Origin of the sequence: Bradyrhizobium sp. 139 (genome assembly GCF_023074175.1) — a bacterium.
Classification (GTDB): Bacteria; Pseudomonadota; Alphaproteobacteria; order Rhizobiales; family Xanthobacteraceae; genus Bradyrhizobium.
Genome location: NZ_JADPKS010000069.1, coordinates 40,293 through 60,362, shown reverse-complemented (window position 1 = coordinate 60,362; position 20,070 = coordinate 40,293). Strand labels below are relative to the sequence as shown.

The 20,070-nt window shown below is 64.7% G+C and carries 16 protein-coding genes; 6 read left to right on the top strand and 10 right to left on the bottom strand.

Translation table 11 applies throughout. The annotated features are described in order from the left end of the window. Positions 1-201 precede the first annotated feature (201 nt). The 4 genes from IVA80_RS15860 to IVA80_RS15845 all read right to left on the bottom strand — a co-directional run bounded on the left by IVA80_RS15860 (position 202) and on the right by IVA80_RS15845 (position 5,677). The gene (locus IVA80_RS15860; RefSeq protein ID WP_247431632.1) at positions 202-1,821 is read right to left on the bottom strand and encodes a sulfite reductase subunit alpha; all 1,620 of its coding nucleotides are present in this window, start codon (positions 1,819-1,821) and stop codon (positions 202-204) included. Continuing rightward, positions 1,818-3,599 carry a NirA family protein gene (locus IVA80_RS15855; RefSeq protein WP_247432087.1) on the bottom strand — a complete coding sequence of 594 codons (1,782 nt, stop codon included), beginning with the start codon at positions 3,597-3,599 and terminating at the stop codon, positions 1,818-1,820. The genes IVA80_RS15860 and IVA80_RS15855 overlap by 4 nt, the downstream gene beginning before the upstream one ends. Positions 3,600-3,926: 327 nt before the next feature. Continuing rightward, on the bottom strand, positions 3,927-5,090 hold the full coding sequence (locus IVA80_RS15850; RefSeq protein WP_247431628.1) for a CmpA/NrtA family ABC transporter substrate-binding protein: 1,164 nt from the start codon (positions 5,088-5,090) through the stop codon (positions 3,927-3,929). Beyond that, entirely contained in the window at positions 5,087-5,677 is a 591-nt protein-coding gene (locus IVA80_RS15845; protein WP_247431625.1) for an ANTAR domain-containing protein, read from the bottom strand. Before IVA80_RS15845 ends, IVA80_RS15850 begins: the two co-directional genes overlap by 4 nt. A 110-nt stretch (positions 5,678-5,787) precedes the next feature. Between IVA80_RS15845 and rimO the strand changes: the two genes are divergently transcribed. Then, complete coding sequence (rimO, locus tag IVA80_RS15840) at positions 5,788-7,113, top strand: 30S ribosomal protein S12 methylthiotransferase RimO (RefSeq protein ID WP_247431622.1); 1,326 nt, start codon at positions 5,788-5,790, stop codon at positions 7,111-7,113. A gap of 4 nt (positions 7,114-7,117) precedes the next feature. Here the strand turns inward: rimO and IVA80_RS15835 are convergent, their stop codons facing one another. Next, entirely contained in the window at positions 7,118-8,065 is a 948-nt protein-coding gene (locus tag IVA80_RS15835) for a hypothetical protein (protein ID WP_247431619.1), read from the bottom strand. A 521-nt stretch (positions 8,066-8,586) separates the two neighbouring features. Between IVA80_RS15835 and IVA80_RS15830 the strand changes: the two genes are divergently transcribed. After that, the gene (locus IVA80_RS15830) at positions 8,587-9,783 is read left to right on the top strand and encodes an acetylornithine transaminase (RefSeq protein WP_247431615.1); all 1,197 of its coding nucleotides are present in this window, start codon (positions 8,587-8,589) and stop codon (positions 9,781-9,783) included. 121 nt (positions 9,784-9,904) lie between these two features. On the opposite strand, the gene IVA80_RS15825 is transcribed toward IVA80_RS15830, so the two are convergent. The 3 genes from IVA80_RS15825 to pcsA form a co-directional block, all read right to left on the bottom strand. After that, on the bottom strand, positions 9,905-10,879 hold the full coding sequence (locus IVA80_RS15825) for a quinone oxidoreductase (protein ID WP_247431612.1): 975 nt from the start codon (positions 10,877-10,879) through the stop codon (positions 9,905-9,907). Positions 10,880-11,056: 177 nt separating this feature from the next. Further along, positions 11,057-11,791, bottom strand: coding sequence for a TerC family protein (locus tag IVA80_RS15820; RefSeq protein WP_247431610.1), 735 nt, complete (start codon positions 11,789-11,791; stop codon positions 11,057-11,059). Beyond that, positions 11,788-12,555 (bottom strand): phosphatidylcholine synthase, encoded by a 768-nt coding sequence (gene pcsA, locus IVA80_RS15815; protein WP_247431607.1) that lies wholly within the window; start codon positions 12,553-12,555, stop codon positions 11,788-11,790. The genes IVA80_RS15820 and pcsA overlap by 4 nt, the downstream gene beginning before the upstream one ends. Positions 12,556-12,785: 230 nt before the next feature. Between pcsA and IVA80_RS15810 the strand changes: the two genes are divergently transcribed. Continuing rightward, positions 12,786-13,970 (top strand): UbiH/UbiF family hydroxylase, encoded by a 1,185-nt coding sequence (locus tag IVA80_RS15810; protein ID WP_247431604.1) that lies wholly within the window; start codon positions 12,786-12,788, stop codon positions 13,968-13,970. A gap of 51 nt (positions 13,971-14,021) precedes the next feature. On the opposite strand, the gene IVA80_RS15805 is transcribed toward IVA80_RS15810, so the two are convergent. Continuing rightward, positions 14,022-14,975, bottom strand: a complete 954-nt coding sequence (locus IVA80_RS15805; RefSeq protein WP_247431601.1) for an AEC family transporter — start codon at positions 14,973-14,975, stop codon at positions 14,022-14,024. A gap of 106 nt (positions 14,976-15,081) precedes the next feature. On the opposite strand from IVA80_RS15805, the gene hspQ reads away from it, so the two are divergent. Further along, the gene (gene hspQ / locus IVA80_RS15800; RefSeq protein WP_247322400.1) at positions 15,082-15,414 is read left to right on the top strand and encodes a heat shock protein HspQ; all 333 of its coding nucleotides are present in this window, start codon (positions 15,082-15,084) and stop codon (positions 15,412-15,414) included. A 142-nt stretch (positions 15,415-15,556) separates the two neighbouring features. Here hspQ and IVA80_RS15795 read toward each other — a convergent pair whose 3' ends face one another. Next, entirely contained in the window at positions 15,557-16,375 is an 819-nt protein-coding gene (locus tag IVA80_RS15795) for an invasion associated locus B family protein (RefSeq protein WP_247431597.1), read from the bottom strand. A gap of 260 nt (positions 16,376-16,635) precedes the next feature. Here IVA80_RS15795 and IVA80_RS15790 point away from each other — a divergent pair, with 260 nt between their 5' ends. Together IVA80_RS15790 and IVA80_RS15785 are read left to right on the top strand one after the other, a co-directional pair. Continuing rightward, on the top strand, positions 16,636-18,492 hold the full coding sequence (locus IVA80_RS15790) for an extracellular solute-binding protein (protein WP_247432084.1): 1,857 nt from the start codon (positions 16,636-16,638) through the stop codon (positions 18,490-18,492). A 4-nt stretch (positions 18,493-18,496) separates the two neighbouring features. After that, positions 18,497-19,999: a class I adenylate-forming enzyme family protein gene (locus tag IVA80_RS15785; protein ID WP_247431594.1), complete on the top strand. Its 1,503-nt coding sequence runs from the start codon at positions 18,497-18,499 to the stop codon at positions 19,997-19,999. Positions 20,000-20,070 lie beyond the last annotated feature (71 nt).

Sequence of the window (20,070 nt, the reverse complement as noted above, 5' to 3'; positions counted from 1 at the left end):
CGATCTCCAACGCCCCATTTGCGGGAGTATGAAGGATCAACCGGGGCGGGAGGCAAGACGGCCGCCGAAATAGCGATGAGGGTTCTCTGAACGTACCTCCTCGCAGATGCAAATTCTCCTCGCCAGCGAGTTCCGAGCATCTTATTCGTTAAAGTCCGAGCCGGTTGGAACTGCCCGGCCCGCCTATGCTCCGGCCGCGCCTTAGTAGACGTCAGCCTGGAAGCGTCCCGTCTTCTTGAGCTCGGCGACAAAACTCACGGCTTCGTCGGTCGAACGCGCCCCGAACTGAGCGACGATGTCGACCAGCGCGCGCTCGACGTCCTTGGCCATGCGCTTGGCATCGCCGCAGATGTAGAGATGCGCGCCCTCGGCAAGCCAGGTCCACACCTCGCGGCCGACCTCGCGCATGCGGTCCTGCACATAAAACTTCTTCTCGCCGTCGCGCGACCAGGCCAGCGACAGTCGCGTCAGTAGGCCCGAGGTCTTCATTGCGTTGAGTTCGTCCTGGTAGAAGAAGTCGCAATCGCTGCGCTGGTGGCCGAAGAACAGCCAGTTCTTGCCGGGCGCGCCGGTCGCCTTGCGGTCGAACAGGAAGGCGCGGAACGGCGCGATGCCGGTGCCGGGGCCGATCATGATGATCGGCGTCTTCGGATCCTGCGGCAGGCCGAATCCGTGCGCTTTCTGCACATAGACCTTCAGCTTCTCGCCCTCGGTGATGCGCTCGCCGAGGAAGGTCGAGGCGACACCGGTGCGCTTGCGCTTGCCGACGACGTAACGCACGGAGTCCACCGTCAGCGACAGCTTTCCGGGCGTCGCATTGTGCGAGGAGGAGATCGAATAGAGCCGCGGCTGGAGCGGCTCCAGCGCCTCGACGAAGGCCTCGGGATGCGGCCGTGTGCCCGAAAATTTCTGGAGCGCCGCCATCACGTCGAGCGTGGCGGCGTCGCCATCGGGATCCTCGCCCTGCGCCAGCGCCCGTGCCTTCTCGCGCTGCGCCCCGCCGGTGATGAAGGAGATCAGCTCGAACAGCGTGTCGGGTGCCGGCGACAGCGAGACGTCGTCGATCAGCACCTCGCGCAGCGTCTTGCCGTTGACCTTGGTGGTGTGGGAGGCGCCGAGCAGCGCGATGATCTGGTCGACCAGGCCGACCTCGTTGCGCGCAAACACGCCGAAGCTGTCGCCGACGACGTAGTCGAGCTTGTTGTCGGAGAGATCGAACTCGACGTGATAGGTTTCCTTCTCCGAGGCGCCCTTGTTGAGAAGGCGCCGCGACAGGAACGTCGCGGCGACAGGATTGTCGCGCGAGCGGCCGGGCTCGGCGATCGTCACCGTCACGGCTGGCGCTGCCACCGCGTCTTTCTTGTCAGCCGCCTTGTTAGCCGTCTTGGCCGTCGGCGTCTTGTCCAGCTCTTCGTGCAGCGCCTTGAGCATCCGCGCGGTTTCCTTGCCGCCGGGGACGCACAGGTTGAGCCGCGCTTCGCTGCGGCCGGCGATCGCCTCGGAATAGTCGTGGCAATTGTAGCCGCACTGGCCGCAATCCTGCTGTGCCATCGCCGCCATCATCTTGCGGCGCACGGGACGGCCTTCGGCGAGCTTCATCCGATCGGCAATCGGCATGGTCTGGTCGTGCCATGGCGCTTCACCGTCGTCGCCGTCGCCGGCTTGCATGACGGCGGCGCCCTGCTCCGCCGACAGCGGCGTGGCCGCGTCAGGCGACAGCAGCCCGGCAAAGAAACCGTTGAGCCAGGAGCGCTGCGCGTCGGAGAACGGTGCGCTGGCGGGAATGATATCGAGTCTGGGCGGAGGGCTGATCTGGTTCATGAGGACACCTCTGCATCGGCAAGCTTGCGCAGCGTCTCGCCGTCATGGCGGCGCGCAAAGGAAAGGAAGCTTTCGTCAGATGACGAGCGATGGGCGATGTAGGCCTTGAGCAGTCCCTCGACCGTCTTCGGCGCATCCTCGGCCTTGAGGTCGTGATAGACCTCCTGCCCGACATCGGCATCGGGTCCGAACCCGCCGCCGGTGAAGAGGTGATAGCCCTCCACCGTGTCCTCCTCGCTCACAGGCACGCGTGCCCCTATCAGGCCGATGTCGCTGATGTAGTGCTGCGCGCAGGAATGATGACAGCCGGTGACGTGGATGTTGACCGGCTTGTCCATGTCGACACGCGGCTCGCACCAGTCGCCGATCTCGGCGGCGTGGCGCTTGGTATTCGAGGCGGCGAAGCGGCAGCCGGCATTGCCGGTGCAGGCAATCAAACCGGCGCGGATATGCGAAGCCTCGACCGCAAGCCCGATCTGCTTGATCGCTGCAATTGCAAGCTCGACATTCTCGTCGCGCACGCCTGATATCAGCAGGTTTTGCCAGACGGTCAGGCGGATCTCGCCGTCGCCGAGGTCGCACGCGACCTTGGCGAGGCCGCGCATCTGATCGCAGGTAATCTTGCCGAGCGGCAGCGACACGCCGATCCAGTTCAAGCCGTCCTGCTTCTGCTTGTGCACGCCGACATGCGCCATGCGGTCCGACGCAGGCCGCGGCACAAACGCCTCGTCCGGCACGCGGGTAAACGGCGTCTTCAGCCGCTCCTCGACATGCCCAAGGAATCCGTCATGGCCCATGGCATCGAGCACGTATTTCAGCCGCGCCTTGTTGCGGTTGGTGCGGTCACCGTGCTCGATGAACACGCGCACGATCGCGTCCGCAACGGCGGTCGCTTCCTCCGGCTTGACGATGATGCCGGAGTATTTTGCGAAATCCTTGTGTCCGGTGATGCCGCCAAGGCCAAGACGGAACCAGACACCGGGCTCGACGCCGAAGCCGTCCCTGACCTCGAACGCCGTGAAGGCGATATCGTTGGTTTCCTCCAGCACCGCGATCCTGCCCGCGCCGTCGAAGGCGACGTTGAACTTGCGCGGCAGTCCGTAGAGCGAGCGATCGTTGAGGATGTGGTAGTGCCACTCCCGCGCATAGGGCCGCGTATCGATCAGCTCCTGCGGATCGATCCCCGCCGTCGGCGTTCCCGTGACGTTGCGGATGTTGTCGGCACCGGAGCCGCGCGAGCACAGGCCGAGGTCCTGAATGCCCTCGATCAGCTTCACGGCGTTCTTCGGCGGAATTTCGCGGAGCTGGAGATTGGCGCGCGTCGTGACGTGGCTGTACGGCCCACACAGATCGTCGGCGAGGTCGGCCAGGCCGGACAGCTGCCAGTGCTTCATGATGCCGTTCGGAATACGCAGACGGCTCATGTAGGAGTCCTGCGTCGGCGCAACGTAGAAGATGCCGAAATAGCGCCAGCGGAAATTGTCGGCCGGGCTCGGCGGCGTGTTGTCGAGCGCCTGCTGGCGCAGACGCGGATAGGCATCGAACGGATGCTCGTCGCGCTTGAATTTCTCCTGATCGGCGAGTTTCTTGCCGGACGCGATGACCTTGTCCTGCGCCTTGATGTGGACGGCGTCGGGACCGGTCGGCTCGGCATTGGCCTTGCCCGCGCTGCCGCCGAGACCGCGACCGACCCGGCTGATCTGCAGACCGGTCGTGAAGCCTTCGAGATAGCGCTTCTGCTCCTCGGTAAAGTCGACTGAAAGCGTATCGATTTTCATGGTCAGCAACGAAGCTCCTGCGGCCACCTCAGTGGCATCGACGGCACGACCCGCGAGGAACTCGGCTGGCTCAAGAGCCGGCTTCGCCACCCACGGTCCGATCAGCTTCGTTGCTGCGGGACTTGGCTCAGCAGGCATCTGTGTCAAGCTGGCCGCAGTGCAACATTCAAGTTGCGTGCCAGCTTTGGTGAAATAGAAAAATGTTCGATTTCAGTTGATTAGAGACGGCCCCGGAAGATCCCGGTCCCGGAACTCTGATGAAATTCGAGCAGCTAGCTCAAAATTTAGACGATGATTTCTTCCGCTCAAAAATGGTGCAGGACCGAATCAGGTCCGCCAGCGCCCGACCTCGAAGGCCTCCAGATGACCACGGATGTTGGCGGGATCGAAGGCGGGGCCGGCGAATGCCCCGAACGCTGCGGGGGCTTCGGTGGGCGGCTGGTGACCAAGGGCTGCGTCGTAAAGGTCGGGCCTGAACACGGCCATCGCCGTCTTGACGCCATCCGGCGTCAGCGCAGTCTGCCCCCAACGCACCATCTGCGCGTAGAGCCACGCAGCCTGCACCGGATCGGGGCGCCCTGCCCCTTCGCGTCCGACCAGGAGATAGCGACCACTCTCGCGGAAGGTGCCGTCAGGCGAAATCTTCAGGCGCCCAGTGAGGGTTCGCTGAATGACTTCGGCATCGACGCCGATCCGTTCCGGCTGCGCCAGGATCCGCGCTGCCTCAGTCAGGTTCGCGGGGTCCTCGATGAACGCGGCGCCCTTCACCGCCGCACGTACCAGGGCAGCGACCACATCCGGATTCTTGTCGGACCAGGTCTGGCGGACGGCCAAGACTTTCTCCGCCGCCCGCACGAGAATGTCGGCGACGAAATGCAGGATGTGGCCGATGCCGAGATCGACCGCGACAGAATTCCAGGGCGCGCCGACACAGAACGCATCGACATGGCCGTTCGCGAGGCTGTCGACCATGTAGGGCGGCGGCAGCACCACGAGGCGCACATCCTCGTCCGGATCGACGCCGGCTGCCGCCATCCAGAACCGCAGCTGGTAATTGTGGGTCGAGAACGGGAAAGTCATGCCGAATGTCAGCGGCTCAGCCCCTGCCTTGCGCCGCTTGGCGACCACGCGCGCCAGCGCTTTCGCCGTGACAAGCGGATCAAAGCGGTCGCCGTCGATCTCTTCCATCAGCGCGGCATGAAGCGCCGGCGAGACCGTGATCGCGTTGCCGTTGATGCCGAGGTTGAAGGGCGCGGCGATCGGCACCTTGACGTGGCCGAGCCCGAGAGAGGACGCGATCGCCACCGGCGCCAGCAGATGCGCGGCGTCGAACAGGCCGATATTGAGCTTGTCGCGGACGTTGGACCAGGAGACCTCGCGCACCAGCTCGATCTCGAGCCCTTCGGCGGCGGCAAAGCCCTTGTCGACGGCGACGATGAGAGCGGCAGCATCGACCAGCGGAATGAACCCGATGCGGAGGGGGGCAGTCATTTCAGCATCTCCGACGCGGTGATGATCGACTGCGCGATCTCGCCGATTTTCTTCTTCTCGCGCATGGCGGTGGAGCGCAGCAGCACATAGGCCTCGTCCTCGTTGAGGCCCTTCACCTTCATCAAGATGCCCTTGGCGCGTTCGATGATCTTGCGGTCCTCGAGCTGCGACTTGGTGCGCTCGAGCTCCTCCTGAAGCTTGGCGAAGGCGTTGAAGCGCGACACGCAGAGGTCGAGGATCGGCTTGATGCGCTCCTTCTTCAGCCCGTCGACGATGTAGGCGGATACTCCCGCCTCCACGGACGCCTGGATCGAGGCTGAATCGCTCTGGTCGACGAACATCGCGATCGGCCGTTTCACGGCGCGGCTGACCTGGAACATCGCTTCCAGCACGTCGCGGCTGGGGTTTTCCAGATCGATCAGGATGATGTCGGGGTCTACCGCATAAATACGGGCGAGCAGGCTCTGCATCTCGCGGATATGGACGACCTGCGTGAAGCCGGATTCCCGCAACCCTTCCTCGAGGATCGCAGCCCGGATCGGGCTTTCGTCGACGATCACGATTTTGGGCGACTGCTCGGCGCTCATAGCTCACTCACCACCAGTGATTCATCCATAGCATGCCCGCGGGCGATGCAAAGGGTTGTAATTATGGGCAATTGGGACTAGCTCAGGCCGGTCAATCAGGCAGATCAGATATGGATCAGACGGCTGCGCCCAAGGTCAGCTTCGTGTCGCTCGGGTGTCCCAAGGCATTGGTGGATTCCGAGCGCATCATCACGCGCCTGCGCGCTGAGGGCTACGAGCTCGCCCGAAAGCATGACGGGGCCGACATCGTCATCGTTAATACGTGTGGCTTCCTCGACAGCGCCAAGCAGGAATCCCTCTCGGCGATCGGCGAGGCCATGGCCGAGAACGGCAAGGTGATCGTGACCGGTTGCATGGGCGCGGAACCCGAGCAGATCGAGCAGGCCTATCCCGGCGTGCTCTCCATCACCGGCCCGCAGCAATATGAGAGCGTGCTGGATGCCGTGCACCGCGCGCTGCCACCGGCGCACAATCCGCATCTCGACCTGGTGCCGCCGCAGGGCATCAAGCTGACGCCGCGCCACTACGCCTATTTGAAGATTTCCGAGGGCTGCAACAACCGCTGCACCTTCTGCATCATCCCGAAACTGCGCGGCGATCTCGTCTCGCGTCCGGCGGGCGACGTGCTACGCGAGGCCGAGCGTCTGGTCGGTGCCGGCGTCAAGGAATTGCTGGTGATCTCGCAGGACACCTCGGCCTATGGCGTCGATCTCAAATACGCCGAGAGCCCGTGGAAGGATCGTCAGGTCCGCGCCAGATTCCTCGACCTCGCGCGCGAGCTCGGCGAGCTCGGCGCCTGGGTGCGGCTGCAATATGTCTACCCCTACCCGCATGTCGATGAGGTCATCGCGTTGATGAACGAGGGCAAGGTGCTGCCGTATCTCGATATCCCCTTCCAGCACGCGAGCCCCGAGGTGCTGAAGGCGATGAAGCGCCCGGCGGCGCAGGACAAGACGCTGGCGCGGATCAAGCGCTGGCGCGAGGAATGTCCCGATCTGGCCTTGCGCTCGACCTTCATCGTCGGCTTCCCCGGCGAGACCGATGCCGACTTCGCCTATCTGCTCGACTGGCTGGATGAAGCCGAGATTGATCGCCTCGGCTGCTTCAAATACGAGCCGGTTGCGGGTGCGACGTCGAATGCGATCGAGAACCCGGTCGCGGAAGACATCAAGCAGGAGCGCTACAACGCGCTGATGGCCCGCCAGCAGAAAATCTCCGCGCGCCGGATGAAGCGCAAGGTCGGCACGCGCCAGCAGATCATCATCGACGAGGTGGGCCCGACGGTCGCCAAGGGCCGCTCCAAGGCCGATGCGCCGGAGATCGACGGCGCGGTCTATCTCTCCAGCCGCCGTCCTCTGCGCGTCGGCGAGATCGTCACCGCGAAGATCGAGCACGCCGATCAATACGATCTGCACGGCAGCGTCGCGGGGTTCTGAGAACTTACCACGCCACCAGCCATTTCGGCACCCAGCGCTCGGGGCGCGGGGCGCGGGCGAGATCGGCCTGCGCTTCGGACAGTTTTGCAGGCTCGCCATAGATGGTCGGGCGCACATCGTATTCGAAATTCGGCATGACCCGGCCGTCGGCATAGAGCCCGAAGGTCATCGCGTGCCACAACCCGAGCTCGGGCTGCGCGCGGCGCATCTCCTCGCGCAAGTCGCGCAGCAGGGACTCGATCGAGGCGGCTTCCTCGAACGGCTGCGGTCCACGGGTCAGGACGCGGGCTTCGTATTGCTTGCCGACGATCGCGACTTCGAAATGCGTCTTGTCCCAGGGATTCTTGCCCTTCGGCAGATGGGCGGCAAGGCGCCAGCCGAGTTCGGCCATCAAGCGGTGATTGGCCCAGTAGTCTTCGCGATCCCGGCTCCATTTTTCGACAAAGCCGCGAAAGTCGGGCAGCTCCGACGATGTTTCGTCGGGCGCCATCGTCTCGCCGGTCGGCCGTCCGGCCAGCCATTGTGCAAGCTCGACCGTCTGGCACTCGACCTCGTCATGCGGCCGCAGATCGCTCCAGGCCTTGTCGAATTGCTGCGATGTCAGTTTTGCGAGCAACCCGTCGAGGCTCGGCGCCAGCAACTCGTAGTCGCCCTCCGACCCCAGCCCCACCATCGGCGGATTGTCGCGATCCAGACCCGCGCCATACCAGCCGCCGACGGCCGAGCCGTCCGGCAGCCGCATGAACAGTGAAAACCTGTCACGCAAGAAACTGCCGTTGATGATCGGTGTGTGATCCGAGAACTGGCCTTGCAGCGAGAAGCAGCCAACACTGCCCCAGGGGCGCCCCTTCAGCCAGCTGGCGAAGTCGACCAGGAGGGATGGCGCTTCGATACCCGGCGGAAACGCGCTGCGAATGCTGTCGAGGTCGATCGAGTAGAGCGTATCTGACAAGGCTGAAAACTGTCTGGTTGGTCCCGCCCCTCTTGGTCTGAGCCGCGGTAGCTTCGGTTCGAACCAATTGGCGCTCATCGATCACAAACGCGCCAGAGGCGTGATGGTTTCTAGGCGGACAATCGGTGAAATTCAACCGAACGCGCGATATCCAGTGCATCGCGCCGCGCGCAACCGCACGGACCCTGCACCTCTTCGTCACCCCCGATGTCACAACCGGAATACGCCGAGAAAGCCGCGCATCCGATCTGACCGATGCACGCTCGGCGAGCAACTTCCAAGACGCCCGCTTGACAAGCCCTGCCATTCGCCTGTATTGCCGCGGCCCATGATCAACGCTCGGACCCATCAGCGCACCGAAATGCTCCGTCGTCGCTTCCGCGACGATGAGAGGGTGCGCCATGTCCGACGACGCCGCTGAACCACTGAATTCAGCCGAGTTTTCGAGAAGGCCGCACCCGCAAGGTGCGGCCTTTTTGCTTTTCGCGCGCCCTTTCCACCCGCCTCCAGAGGAGTTCGACATGACCAACGCCACCCATCCGTATGACGCGCTGATGGACATCACCGCACGGCCCAACGCCGTGTTCGTCCGCGGCGCCGGCTCCTACCTCTGGGACGACAGCCGCAAGCGCTATCTCGATTTCGTGCAGGGCTGGGCCGTCAATTGCCTCGGGCACTCGCCGCCCGCGATCGCCGACGCCCTCGCCGCGCAGGCCAAGCGGCTGCTGACGCCGAGCCCGGCCTTCTACAACGAGCCGAGCCTGAAGCTCGCCGAGGCGCTGGTCGCAAACAGCGCCTTCGACCAGGTATTCTTCGCCAATTCCGGCGCGGAGGCCAACGAGGGCGCGATCAAGCTCGCGCGCAAATACGGCAGCCTGCACAGAGGCGGCGCGTTCGAGATCATCAGCTTCGAGGGCGGCTTCCACGGCCGGACGCTGGCGACGATGTCAGCCTCGGGCAAGAAGGCGTTCGAGCCGCTGTTCGAGCCGAAAATTGCCGGCTTCAAGAAGGCGAAGCTGAATGACATCGCCTCGGTCGAAAAGCTGATCAACGACAACACGGTCGCGGTGATGCTGGAGCCGATCCAGGGCGAGTCCGGCGTGTGGCCTGCGACCGATCAGTTCTTGCAGGAGCTGCGCGCCCTCACCGACGCGCACGGCCTGCTGCTGATCTTCGACGAGATCCAGACCGGCATGGGCCGGACCGGAAAGCTGTTCCACTACGAGCACGCTGGGATTGCGCCCGACATCATGACGCTCGGCAAGGGCATCGGCGGCGGCGTGCCGCTCGCGGCGCTGCTCGCGACCGAACGCGCATCCTGTTTCGAGCACGGCGATCAGGGCGGCACCTTCAACGGCAACCCGATCATGTGCGCGGCGGGGCTCGCGGTGCTGGAAGAGATCGGCAAGCCCGACTTCCTGAAGGCGGTGACCGAGACCGGCCTGCTGCTCGAAAGCGAGTTGCAGAAGGTCTCGGCGCGGCATGGTCTCGGCGGGGTGCGGGGACGCGGCCTGTTGCTGGCGCTCGACCTCAAGCTGCCGATCGCGCCCGGCATCGTCGTGCAAGCGTTCGAAGCCGGCGTGCTCCTCAACGCGCCGCAGGTCGATGCACTGCGCTTCATGCCGGCGCTCAACGTCACGCGGGCCGAGATCGCCGAGATGATCGATTGTCTCGACGGGATCTTGACCAGGGCCGGCGCGGCGCGGTGCGTGGCGTAAGTTGCCGCTCTCTCTCCGTCACGGCCGGGCTTGTCCCGGCCGTCCACGCCTAGACGCAGGGCGCGAAGAACGTGGATGCCCGGGACAAGCCCGGGCATGCCGTTCCTCGCGGGCACAATGATTACGGCTTCAGGATCGACGCGCCTGTGGTCTTGCGGCTTTCGAGATCGATATGCGCTTTCGCAGCGTCTTTCAGCGCGTAGGCGTGGTTGATCGGGACGTGCAGCTTGCCGTTGATGACGGCGGCAAACAGCGTGTCGGCACCTTCCAGCAACTCCTTGCGCGTGCCGATGTAATCATTCAGCTTCGGCCTCGTCGCAAACAGCGAGCCGTGAGTGTTGAGCTCGGCGATCGAGAACGGCGGCACCGGACCTGAGGCATTGCCGAACGAGACGAACATGCCGCGCGGCTTGAGACACGACAGCGAGCCCGGGAACGTCGCCTTGCCGACGCCGTCATAGACGACGTCGCAGCCTTCGTTGCGGCTGATCTGTTTGACGCGCGCGACGAAGTCTTCTTCATTGTAGAGGATGACGTGGTCGCAGCCATTGGCTTCGGCGAGCTCGGCCTTCTCACGCGAACCGACGGTGCCGATGACATGGGCGCCCATCGCGCTCGCCCATTGGCAAGCCAGAAGGCCGATGCCGCCGGCTGCGGCATGGATCAGCACGCGGTGATGCGGCTCGACCTTGAAGGTCTTGTGCAGGAGGTACCAGACCGTGAGCCCCTTCAGCATCAGCACCGCGCCCTGCTCGTGGGTGATGTGGTCGGGCAGCTTGACCAGCTTCTCCCAGGAGATATTGCGCTCACCGGTATAGGCGCCGAGATTGTGGTAGTAGGCGACGCGGTCGCCGGGGTGGAAATTGGTCACGCCCGGCCCGACCGCGACGACCTCGCCCGAGGCCTCGTTGCCCGCGATGAAGGGCAGTCCCGGCGCCTTATAGAGGCCGGTGCGATAATAGACGTCGATGAAGTTCAGCCCGACCGCATGCTGGCGGATGCGCACCTCGCCGGTAGCCGGCGCCGGAACATCGACGCTCTCATAGACCAGGACTTCGGGGCCTCCGACCTTGTGCACACGGACGGCTTTGGTCATCACCTGACCTCCTCTTCTCGCGGCTAGAGCCATTCCCGTTCCAATGAAATTGGAACGGGGCTCTAGATTCTTGTTTTGACGCGTTTTCCTTACGCGAACCGGTATCCACTTCGCTCGAAAACGCTCTCAGCGAAAGACATCGCGCCGGCCTTGTCAACTCGACGCTGCCTGGAACGGTTAACCCGACGGGTTGCGGGCTTTCCTGCGGTTGCGCTTCGCCAGCACGTTGAAGAATTCCACTGCGGCCGAGAACGCAATAGCGAAATAGATGTAACCGCGCGGAATGTGAAATTGGAATCCGTCCGCGACCAGCGCGACGCCGATCAGCACCAGGAACGCCAACGCCAGCATCTTGGTGGTCGGATGCTCCGCGACGAATCGCGACACCGGCCCCGACGAAATGTACATGATCAGGCAGGCGATCACGACGGCCGCGATCATGATCTCGATGTCCTGCGCCATGCCGATCGCGGTGATGATCGAGTCCAGCGAAAACACGATGTCGATGACGATGATCTGGACGATTACCCAGAAGAAGGCGCGGCCACCCGACTCCCGGTCGCCCTCGCCGTCATCGGCTTCGACCTCGGCGTGGATCTCGTGCGTCGCCTTCGCGATCAGGAACAGGCCGCCGCCGATCAGGATGAGGTCGCGCCACGAGAAATCGTAACCTGACAACGAAAACACCGGCGCGGTCAGGCCGATCAACCAGACCAGCAGGCTGAGCAGGATGATGCGGAAGACCAGCGCCAGCGCCAGCCCGATCTGGCGGGCGCGGTGCGCCTGCTTCTCGGGGATGCGCGAGACCATCACCGACAGGAAGATGACGTTGTCGATGCCGAGCACGATCTCGAGCGAGGTCAAAGTGAGCAGCGCGGCCCAGGCTTCGGGGCTGGTGAGCAGGTGCATCATGCGAAGGATCTTGCGAGCCGGATCAATGCGTCACTGAAGACGATCCAGAGTGCGATCGCACAGAGAGCGACGGTTACGCCGGCGCCGACGCGAAAATCCATCTGCAGCGTGTAGAGCCCGAGCAGCGCCCAGATCGCGATCAGCGACATCGTCAGCCAGCGCAGCCGCACGACCCGGAGCGGATGCAGCACGTGGAACGGCACGAAGGTCAGCACCACCAGGGCCGCGACCAGCAGCGTCGATGCCAGCGGCGGCCAGTGCAGCAGGAATAGATAGAACGCAGCCGCGTTCCACAGCGCCGGAAACCCGCGAAAATGATTGTCGTCGGCCTTCATGCGCAGATCGGCGAAATATAATGCGCTGGTGACGATGATGGCGATGCCGAGCAGCGGCGCCGCAACCGGCAGCAACAGCCCGCTCGCCACGATCGCATAGGCCGGCACGAAGACATAGGTGACGAAATCGACCACGAGATCGAGCACGTCGCCCGACCAGTTCGGCTGCACACCCTTGACGTTGAGCCGGCGGGCGATCGGCCCGTCGATCGCATCGATGATCAGGGCTACACCCAGCCACTGAAACATCCCCGCCCAGTGCTCGCGCACGGCCTCCAACATCGCCAGCAGCGCGATGGCCGCGCCGAAGGCGGTGAAGATGTGCACCGAAAAGGCCGCGGCGCGGATCGCCGGTTTCGGCTTCAGGGAATCCTGCTGGGTATCCATGGCTTCTGCTATCAGAATGAGGCCGGTTTGCACATCCGCCATTGCGGCGCACGGTCGCACAATTCGCCATAAAAGCAGGCAAAATCAGTGGGCGGCGAGTTGATTGTCTCCGTATCGTCATGCCGGGGCGGCGCGCAGCGTCGAGCCCGGAATCCATTTCACAGCCATCTGTGCGGCGTGATGGATTCCGGACTCGCGCCAAGAGGCGCGCCCCGAAAGGACGACGGAGACTTAAGCTTGAATTTGCCGCGGGGCGTGTCAAATGTCGTTCCATGACAGACGCATCGACACTCCATGACGCGGCCGTGATCGGCGGCGGACCGGCGGGACTGGCGGCCGCCATCGCACTGGCGCAGGCGGGTGCAAGGACCGCGCTGGTGGCGCGGCGTGTGCCCTATGCCGACAACCGCACCACCGCGCTGCTCGGCGCCTCCGTCGATCTCCTGGAGGGGCTCGACGTCTGGCCGCGCTGCAAGGACAAGGCGGCCGCGCTCGAAATCATGCGCCTCGTCGACGACACCGACCGGCTGTTCCGCGCGCCGGAGGTCCGATTCTCGTGTCACGAAATCGCGCTCGATGCCTTCGGCTACAACATCGACAACCGCTCGCTGATGCTGGCGCTGGAAGAACGTGCGGCCGAGTTGCCCAACCTCGCCCGTTTCGATGACGAGGCCGAAAGCGTTCTGATCGAAGCCGACGACGTCGCGATCCGCACCGCGTCCGCGCAATTCCTCTCGGCCCGGCTCGTGGTCGGTGCCGACGGCCGGCACTCGCTATGCCGGGAGGCCGTCGGCATCGCGGTGACGCGGCGCGACCTGACGCAGACCGCGCTGACCTTTAATGTCGGCCACGCGCGCCCGCATCGCAACGTCTCGACCGAGTTCCACACTCCGCACGGGCCCTGCGTGTTCGTGCCCCTGCCCGGCGACCGCTCCAGCACCGTCTGGGTCTCGGCACCCGCGGAAGCCGAGCGGCTTCGCGGATTGAGCGATGAGGAGCTGTCCGCCGCGATCGAGAAGCAGTCGCATTCGATGTTGGGACGCATGACGGTCGAACCGGGCCGCAACCTGTTCCCGCTTGCGATCGAACGGCCAAAATCCTTCGGCCGCGACCGCATCGCGCTGGTCGGCGAAGCCGCCCATGTGGTTCCGCCGATCGGCGCCCAGGGTCTCAATCTCGGCCTCCGCGATGCCGCCGACATCGCCAGGCTCGCGGGCGAAGCCATCGCCGCGGGCCAGGATCCCGGCGCACCCGACCTGCTCAAGCGCTACGACCGGGCGCGACGTCCGGATATTCTGAGCCGCACGTTTGCGATCGATATCGCCAACCGCTCCCTGCTCAACGATTTCCTGCCGCTCCAGCCGATTCGCGCGGTCGGCATGCACCTGCTCGGCGCCATTGGCCCGCTCCGGCGGTTTGCGATGCGCGAGGGGCTGACGCCGACGTGGCGCAGGTAGATTTGGCGCAGGTAGATTTGGCGCAGGTAGATTTGGCGGCGGTAGGCCCGCTCAGGGAAACGCGAGGCGGCCGGTCTGGATCGCCCACATCACGGTCGTCAGCGTGACCACGGACGCGAAGGTCCCGAGCAGCACGGCGACGGAAGCGGACTCGATCCAGGCGTCGTTCTGCCGGGCGATCACGAACACGTTGAGTGCCGGCGGCAGCGAGGCCATCAGCACGGCCGTGGCGGCCCATGGCTGCGCAAACGGGCCGAACGCCAGCATCAGCCCGAATGCTGCGAGCGGATGGATCAGGAGCTTGACGGCGATCACGCCCGGCACTTCCCAGGGCACGCGATCGAACGGGCGGAGCGCAACTGTCACGCCGAGCACGAACAGCGCGGTCGGTGCGGCTGCGTTCTGGAGAAAGGTGATGGTGCGATCGAGTGCAACCGGCAGCTCGATATGAAGCGCCGCCACCGCCGCGCCAAAACAGGCCGACATGATCAGCGGGTTGAGCACGATCTGCTTCAGCACGACGCCGAAGGCATGGACCAGCGAGGGATGGTCGCGGTCGGAGAGCTCGATGAGCAGCGGCACGATCGTGAACAGGAAGATGCTGTCGCAGCAGAAGATCAGCGCGGTCGGTGCCGATGCCGTCGTTCCGAGTACGGCGAGCGCCAGCCCCGGTCCCATGTAGCCGATATTGCCGTAGCCGCCGGAAAGGCCCGCGAGCGTCGCCTCGCGCAACGATAGCCGGCCGAGGAGCTTGCCGACGACGAGCGCAATTGTGAACGCGGCAATTGTCGACAGCGTGGTCGCGATCAGGAATGGCGGGTTGTTCAGCTCCGAAAACGGCGTCTTCGACATGATCGCAAACAGCAGCGCCGGCAGCGACACGTAGAGCAGGAAGAAGTTCATCCAGGCGAGCCCCGATTCCGGCAGCGATTTGGCCTTGCCGCAGGCGAAACCGACGAAGATCAGGCCAAAATAAGGGAGAGCCAGATTGAGGATATCGACCATTGATGAAGTGTTTTCTGAAGAGTTGGGGCCTATCCGCCCCTGAGGCGAAGGGAAATTCCAAATGAGGGCACTAGCATCGGCCACAATCCTGGTCTATCGACGGAGAATGATTAAAGCGCGGACCGCGAAGTTCCAGATCGGACAGGTCGTTCGCCACCGGATCTTCTCGTTCCGGGGCGTCATCTTCGACATCGATCCGGAATTCAACAACACCGAGGAATGGTGGCTGTCGATTCCCGAGGAGGTGCGGCCCCACAAGGACCAGCCCTTCTATCACCTGCTCGCGGAGAACGCGGAGTCGGAGTACGTCGCCTATGTCTCCGAGCAGAACCTGGTGCCGGACGATTCCGGCGAACCGATCCGCCATTCGCAGGTCGCCGAGATCTTCATCAAGGACAAGGGCGGCGGCTATCGCCCGCGGAATCCGTCGCTGAACTAGATTCTGGTTTGACGCGTTTTCTTTACGCGAACCGGTATCCACTTCGCTCGAAAACGCTCTGAAGTTTCGCCGCCGGCACGCGGCCAGCAAAAAAGGCGCTCGAAGTGAGCGCCTTTTTCATGTCCGGACGTCCGTCGCCCGATTACTTCTGAGCGGTCGGAGGTGCGCCGGGCGCACCGCCCTGCTGCTCGAGCTTCTTGCGCTGCTCGTCGGCCTTCTTCTGAAGCTCTTCCTGGAGCTTCTTCTGGGTTTCCTCGAACACCTTCGGATCGGTCGGCGGACCGTCATAGGCCTTCTGGAATTCGCCGGCGAGCGGCAGCGGAAGGGTCAGCGGCGCGCCGTTGGCATTGATCGCCTGAACGACGAGGTTCTGGCCCTTCTTCATGTTGTTGATGAACTCGGGCGTGGCCTCGTAGTCGGACATGCAGCCGTTCTGGAAGCAGATCACATACGGGCTCTGCAACGGCGGATTGTTGTCCACGATGATGCGGGTGCCGTGCACGAGCTGCATGCCGAGCGGCAGCGTCACGCGCAGGATCTTCTTGGGCTCGCCTTCCGGCTCGATGATCACGGCGGCGATGACCGGCTGGCCCGACTCGATACGGCCGTCCTTGCCGGTGAAGCAGACCTGCTTGGCATTGGCGTCCTGGCCCTTGAGGCAGAACTTGGTCCAGGGGGCGTAGATCAGCTGGATCTGCTGATCAGCCGGCTGGGCCGCACCCTGCTGCGCCGGAGCGCCCTGCGCGGGAGCCTGCTGGGCGGGAGCCTGGGCGGCCGGCGCCGGAGCCTTGGGCGCAGCCTTCGGAGCAGCTTTCGGCGCCGCCTTGGGCGCGGGCGCGCCCGGGGCGGGCGCAGGAGTTTGGGCTTCGGCGGCAAACGGAACGGCCAACGCCGTCGCCGTCAACAAGGCGAGAAGTCGCCCGCGCGGCCGGACGCACGCGGCCAAGTAACGGAAATTCATTGCGGAAAACCCTTTCTGAACGGGAAGTGCCCGAACCGCTCCGAAGCGCCGAACCTGCCGCCTTGGGCGCGGCTCTCTCCCCACCAAATGAGGCGGATAAGTGACGGGCTCGGCGCTGTTGCGCGATTGCCCGTCTTCTTAGCGTGGCCGACGAAAAGATCAATGCCGACAACCATCTTTGACCGCATCCGACCCTGCGGTCGGTGAAATTCCCTGTGATAGGATTCAGACCCGCCCTGTCCTCGAATCAACCTGTGCCGATGTTCATGTTCCAGCACCTTTTCGAGGGTCGTTTTCAAGGCCTTGGCGTCCGCCTCTGCGTCCTTGCCTTTGGCCTCGCCTACGGGCTGTCGGCAGACGCCGCACGGGCAGAGGAAGCCCACGCCATCGCCATGCACGGCAAGCCGGCGATGCCGGCCGATTTCACCCACATGCCCTACATCAATTCTGATGCCCCCAAGGGTGGCCGGCTGACCTGGGGCGTTCTCGGCACCTTCGACAGCCTCAATCCCTTCATCGTCAAGGGATTGGCCGTGCAGCAGGTGCGGAGCTACGTGGTCGAGAGCCTGCTCGCGCGCGGCAACGACGAGCCGTTCACGCTCTACGGCCTGCTCGCCAGATCGGTCGAGACCGATGACGAGCGGAGCTTTGTCACGTTCCGCCTCGATCCCCGCGCCCGCTTCTCCGACGGCAAGGCGGTACTGGCTGAGGACGTGCTGTTCTCGTGGCAACTGCTGCGCGATCACGGCCGCCCCAACCATCGGCAATATTATGCCAAGGTCGCCAAGGCCGAGGCGCCCGATCCCCTCACCGTCCGCTTCGACCTGGCTGGGGCCAACGACCGCGAGTTGCCGCTGATCCTCGGCCTGATGCCGATCCTGCCGAAGCATGCCGTGGATGTTGCGACCTTCGAGGAGACGACGCTGACGGGCCCGATCGGCTCGGGCCCGTATCGGATCACGGCGGTGAAGCCCGGCGCCAGCGTGACCTTGACCCGCAATCCCGACTATTGGGGCCGCGACCTGCCCATCAATCGCGGGCTCTACAATTTCGACGAGATCAGGCTCGACTATTTTCGCGAGGCCAACGGCCAGTTCGAAGCCTTCAAGCGCGGCCTCTATGATTTCCGCGTCGAGCACGAGCCGCTGCGCTGGCACGACGGTTACGACTTTCCGGCCGCCAAAGGCGGCGAAGTGATCCGCGACACCATCAAGCCCGGCGTGCCGCAGCCCTCGGAATTCCTCGTGTTCAACACAAGGCGTTCGGTCTTCGCCGACATCCGCGTGCGCCAGGCCTTGACGCTGCTGTTCGATTTCGAGCTGGTCAACCGCAACTACTTCTTCGGACTCTATTCGCGCGTTGCCGGCTATTTCGCCGGCTCGGACCTGTCGGCTTATGGCCGCCCTGCCGATGCGCGCGAGCACGAGCTGCTGAACCCCTTTGCCGCGCAGATTCCGCCCGACCTCATGGACGGCAGCTACCGCCTGCCCGTCACCGACGGCTCGGGGCGCGATCGGACGACGTTGCGCGCGGCACTCAAGCTCCTGTCGGACGCAGGCTACGATCTCGATGGCACCGTACTGCGCAACCGCGCGACAAAAGCCCCCTTCACCTTCGAGATGCTGGTGACGACCCGCGACCAGGAGCGCATCGCGCTCGCCTTCCAGCGCGACCTCAAGCGCGCCGGCATCGAGCCGAGCGTTCGCGCGGTCGATCCGGTGCAGTTCGACCAGCGCAGGCTCGGCTACGAGTTCGACATGATCCAGAACCGCTGGGACCAGTCGCTGTCGCCCGGCAACGAGCAATATTTCTATTGGGGGAGCGCTGCCGCCGACAATCCGGGCACCCGCAACTACATGGGCGCCAAAGATCCCGCCGTCGATGCCATGATCGGCGCTCTGCTCGAGGCCCGTGATCATACGGCCTTCGTCTCGGCGGTGCGGGCACTCGATCGCGCCTTGATCGCCGGTTTCTACACAATCCCGCTGTTTAACGTATCCGAGCAATGGATCGCGCGCTGGAATCGGATAGAACGGCCAAAGGCCATCTCGCTGTCCGGCTATCTGCCGGAGACCTGGTGGTCGAAGGGGCAGCCGCAAGCTACTCAAGCAAAGTGACGCCGTGAATCAGCCACCCGTATCGCCGACGCTCGACACGTTGTTTCAGCGCACGCTGACGCGGCAACCGCACGCGCCCGCTCTATTCGATCCCTTCAACAAGGCCCGCGTGACCGGCCACCAGCCGCGGCGGATGACCTACGCCGAGGCCGACACTGCCATCGAGGCCCTGTCGGCGCATTTCGTCGAATCGGGCCTGCCCGCCAATTCCGTCATCGCAATCCAGCTGCCTGCGACGGTCGAGTTCGTGCTGACGGTGCTCGCCGCCCATCGCGCCGGGCTCGTCGTCGCCGTGCTGCCGCTGCTGTGGCGTCATGCGGAACTCACCGCCGCGCTGAACCGCACGGCGGCGCGCGCCATCGTCACCATGAGCAAGGTCGACGGCGTCAGCTATTCCGATCTCGCGATGCATGCCGCCGCAGAGGCCTTCTCGATCCGATACGTCTGCGGTTTCGGCACCGACCTGCCCGAGGGCATGGCCTCGCTCGACGACGTGCTCGCCCGCCCGCCCGGCACCACGCGCGCCGTGATCCAGGATGGCCGCAAGGCGGCGATGATCTCCTTCGACGTCACCGCGGAAGGCTTTCGCCCGGTGCCACGGCCGCATTTCAGCCTGATCGCCGGTGGCCTCGCGATGTCGCTGGAGGCTGACATCAAGCAGGGCGCGACCGTGATGGCGGCGTTCATGCCGATGTCGTTCGCGGGCCTCGCGTCCTCGCTCGCGGTGTGGCTGCTCTGCGGCGGCGCGCTGGCGCTGCATCACCCCTTCGAGAATGACGTGCTGGAGCAGCAGATCAACGAGCATGAATGCGAGGTGCTGATCGCCCCCGCACAGCTCGCCTTGCGGCTCGGCAATTCCGACCTCGCGGCGCGGATGCCGAGCTTGCGCAACGTCATCGGCCTGTGGCGCGCGCCCGAGCAGGTTGCGGCGAGCGAGGCCTGGATCGCGCCGCATGCACCGCTGACCGACGTCTATCTGTTCGGCGAGGCCGGGCTGTTCGGCGCCCGCCGCGGCGAGAACGGCATGCCTGTTACGGTGATGCCCGGACCGCACGGCGCCCCACGCGAGCAGTCCGGCTCCTCCATCGCCGGCGAGATCCTGCTGACGCCGAAGGGAACGCTCGGCCTGCGCGGAGCAATGGTGCCGATCGCGGCCTACGCCCCGCCGCAGCCGGTCGGTGACACCCTGACGGCGCAGCCGCCGCGCGACTATGTCGACACCGGCTATGCCGCGCGGATCGACCGCCCGAGCGGCGCGATCTGCATCACCGCGCCGCCCTCCGGCATCATGGCCGTCGGCGGCTACCGCTTCCTGTCCAACGACCTCCAGGAATGGGCGCGCCGGCTCGGCCAGGGCGCCCTGCTCACGGCGCTGCCCGACCGGCTCTCGGGCCACCGGCTCGCGGGACGGGCGCAAGACAATGCCCGGGCCCGCGAAGCGCTCAACGAACTCGGGCTTAACCCCCTGATGGTCGAGGCTTTTCGCGACCGCTCCGGGCCGGTTTAAGCGCAGTTTCGAGCTATCCATTGACGCTGCATTAAGGCGACCGGACTAGATTGCGCAGCATCTGTCGCGTG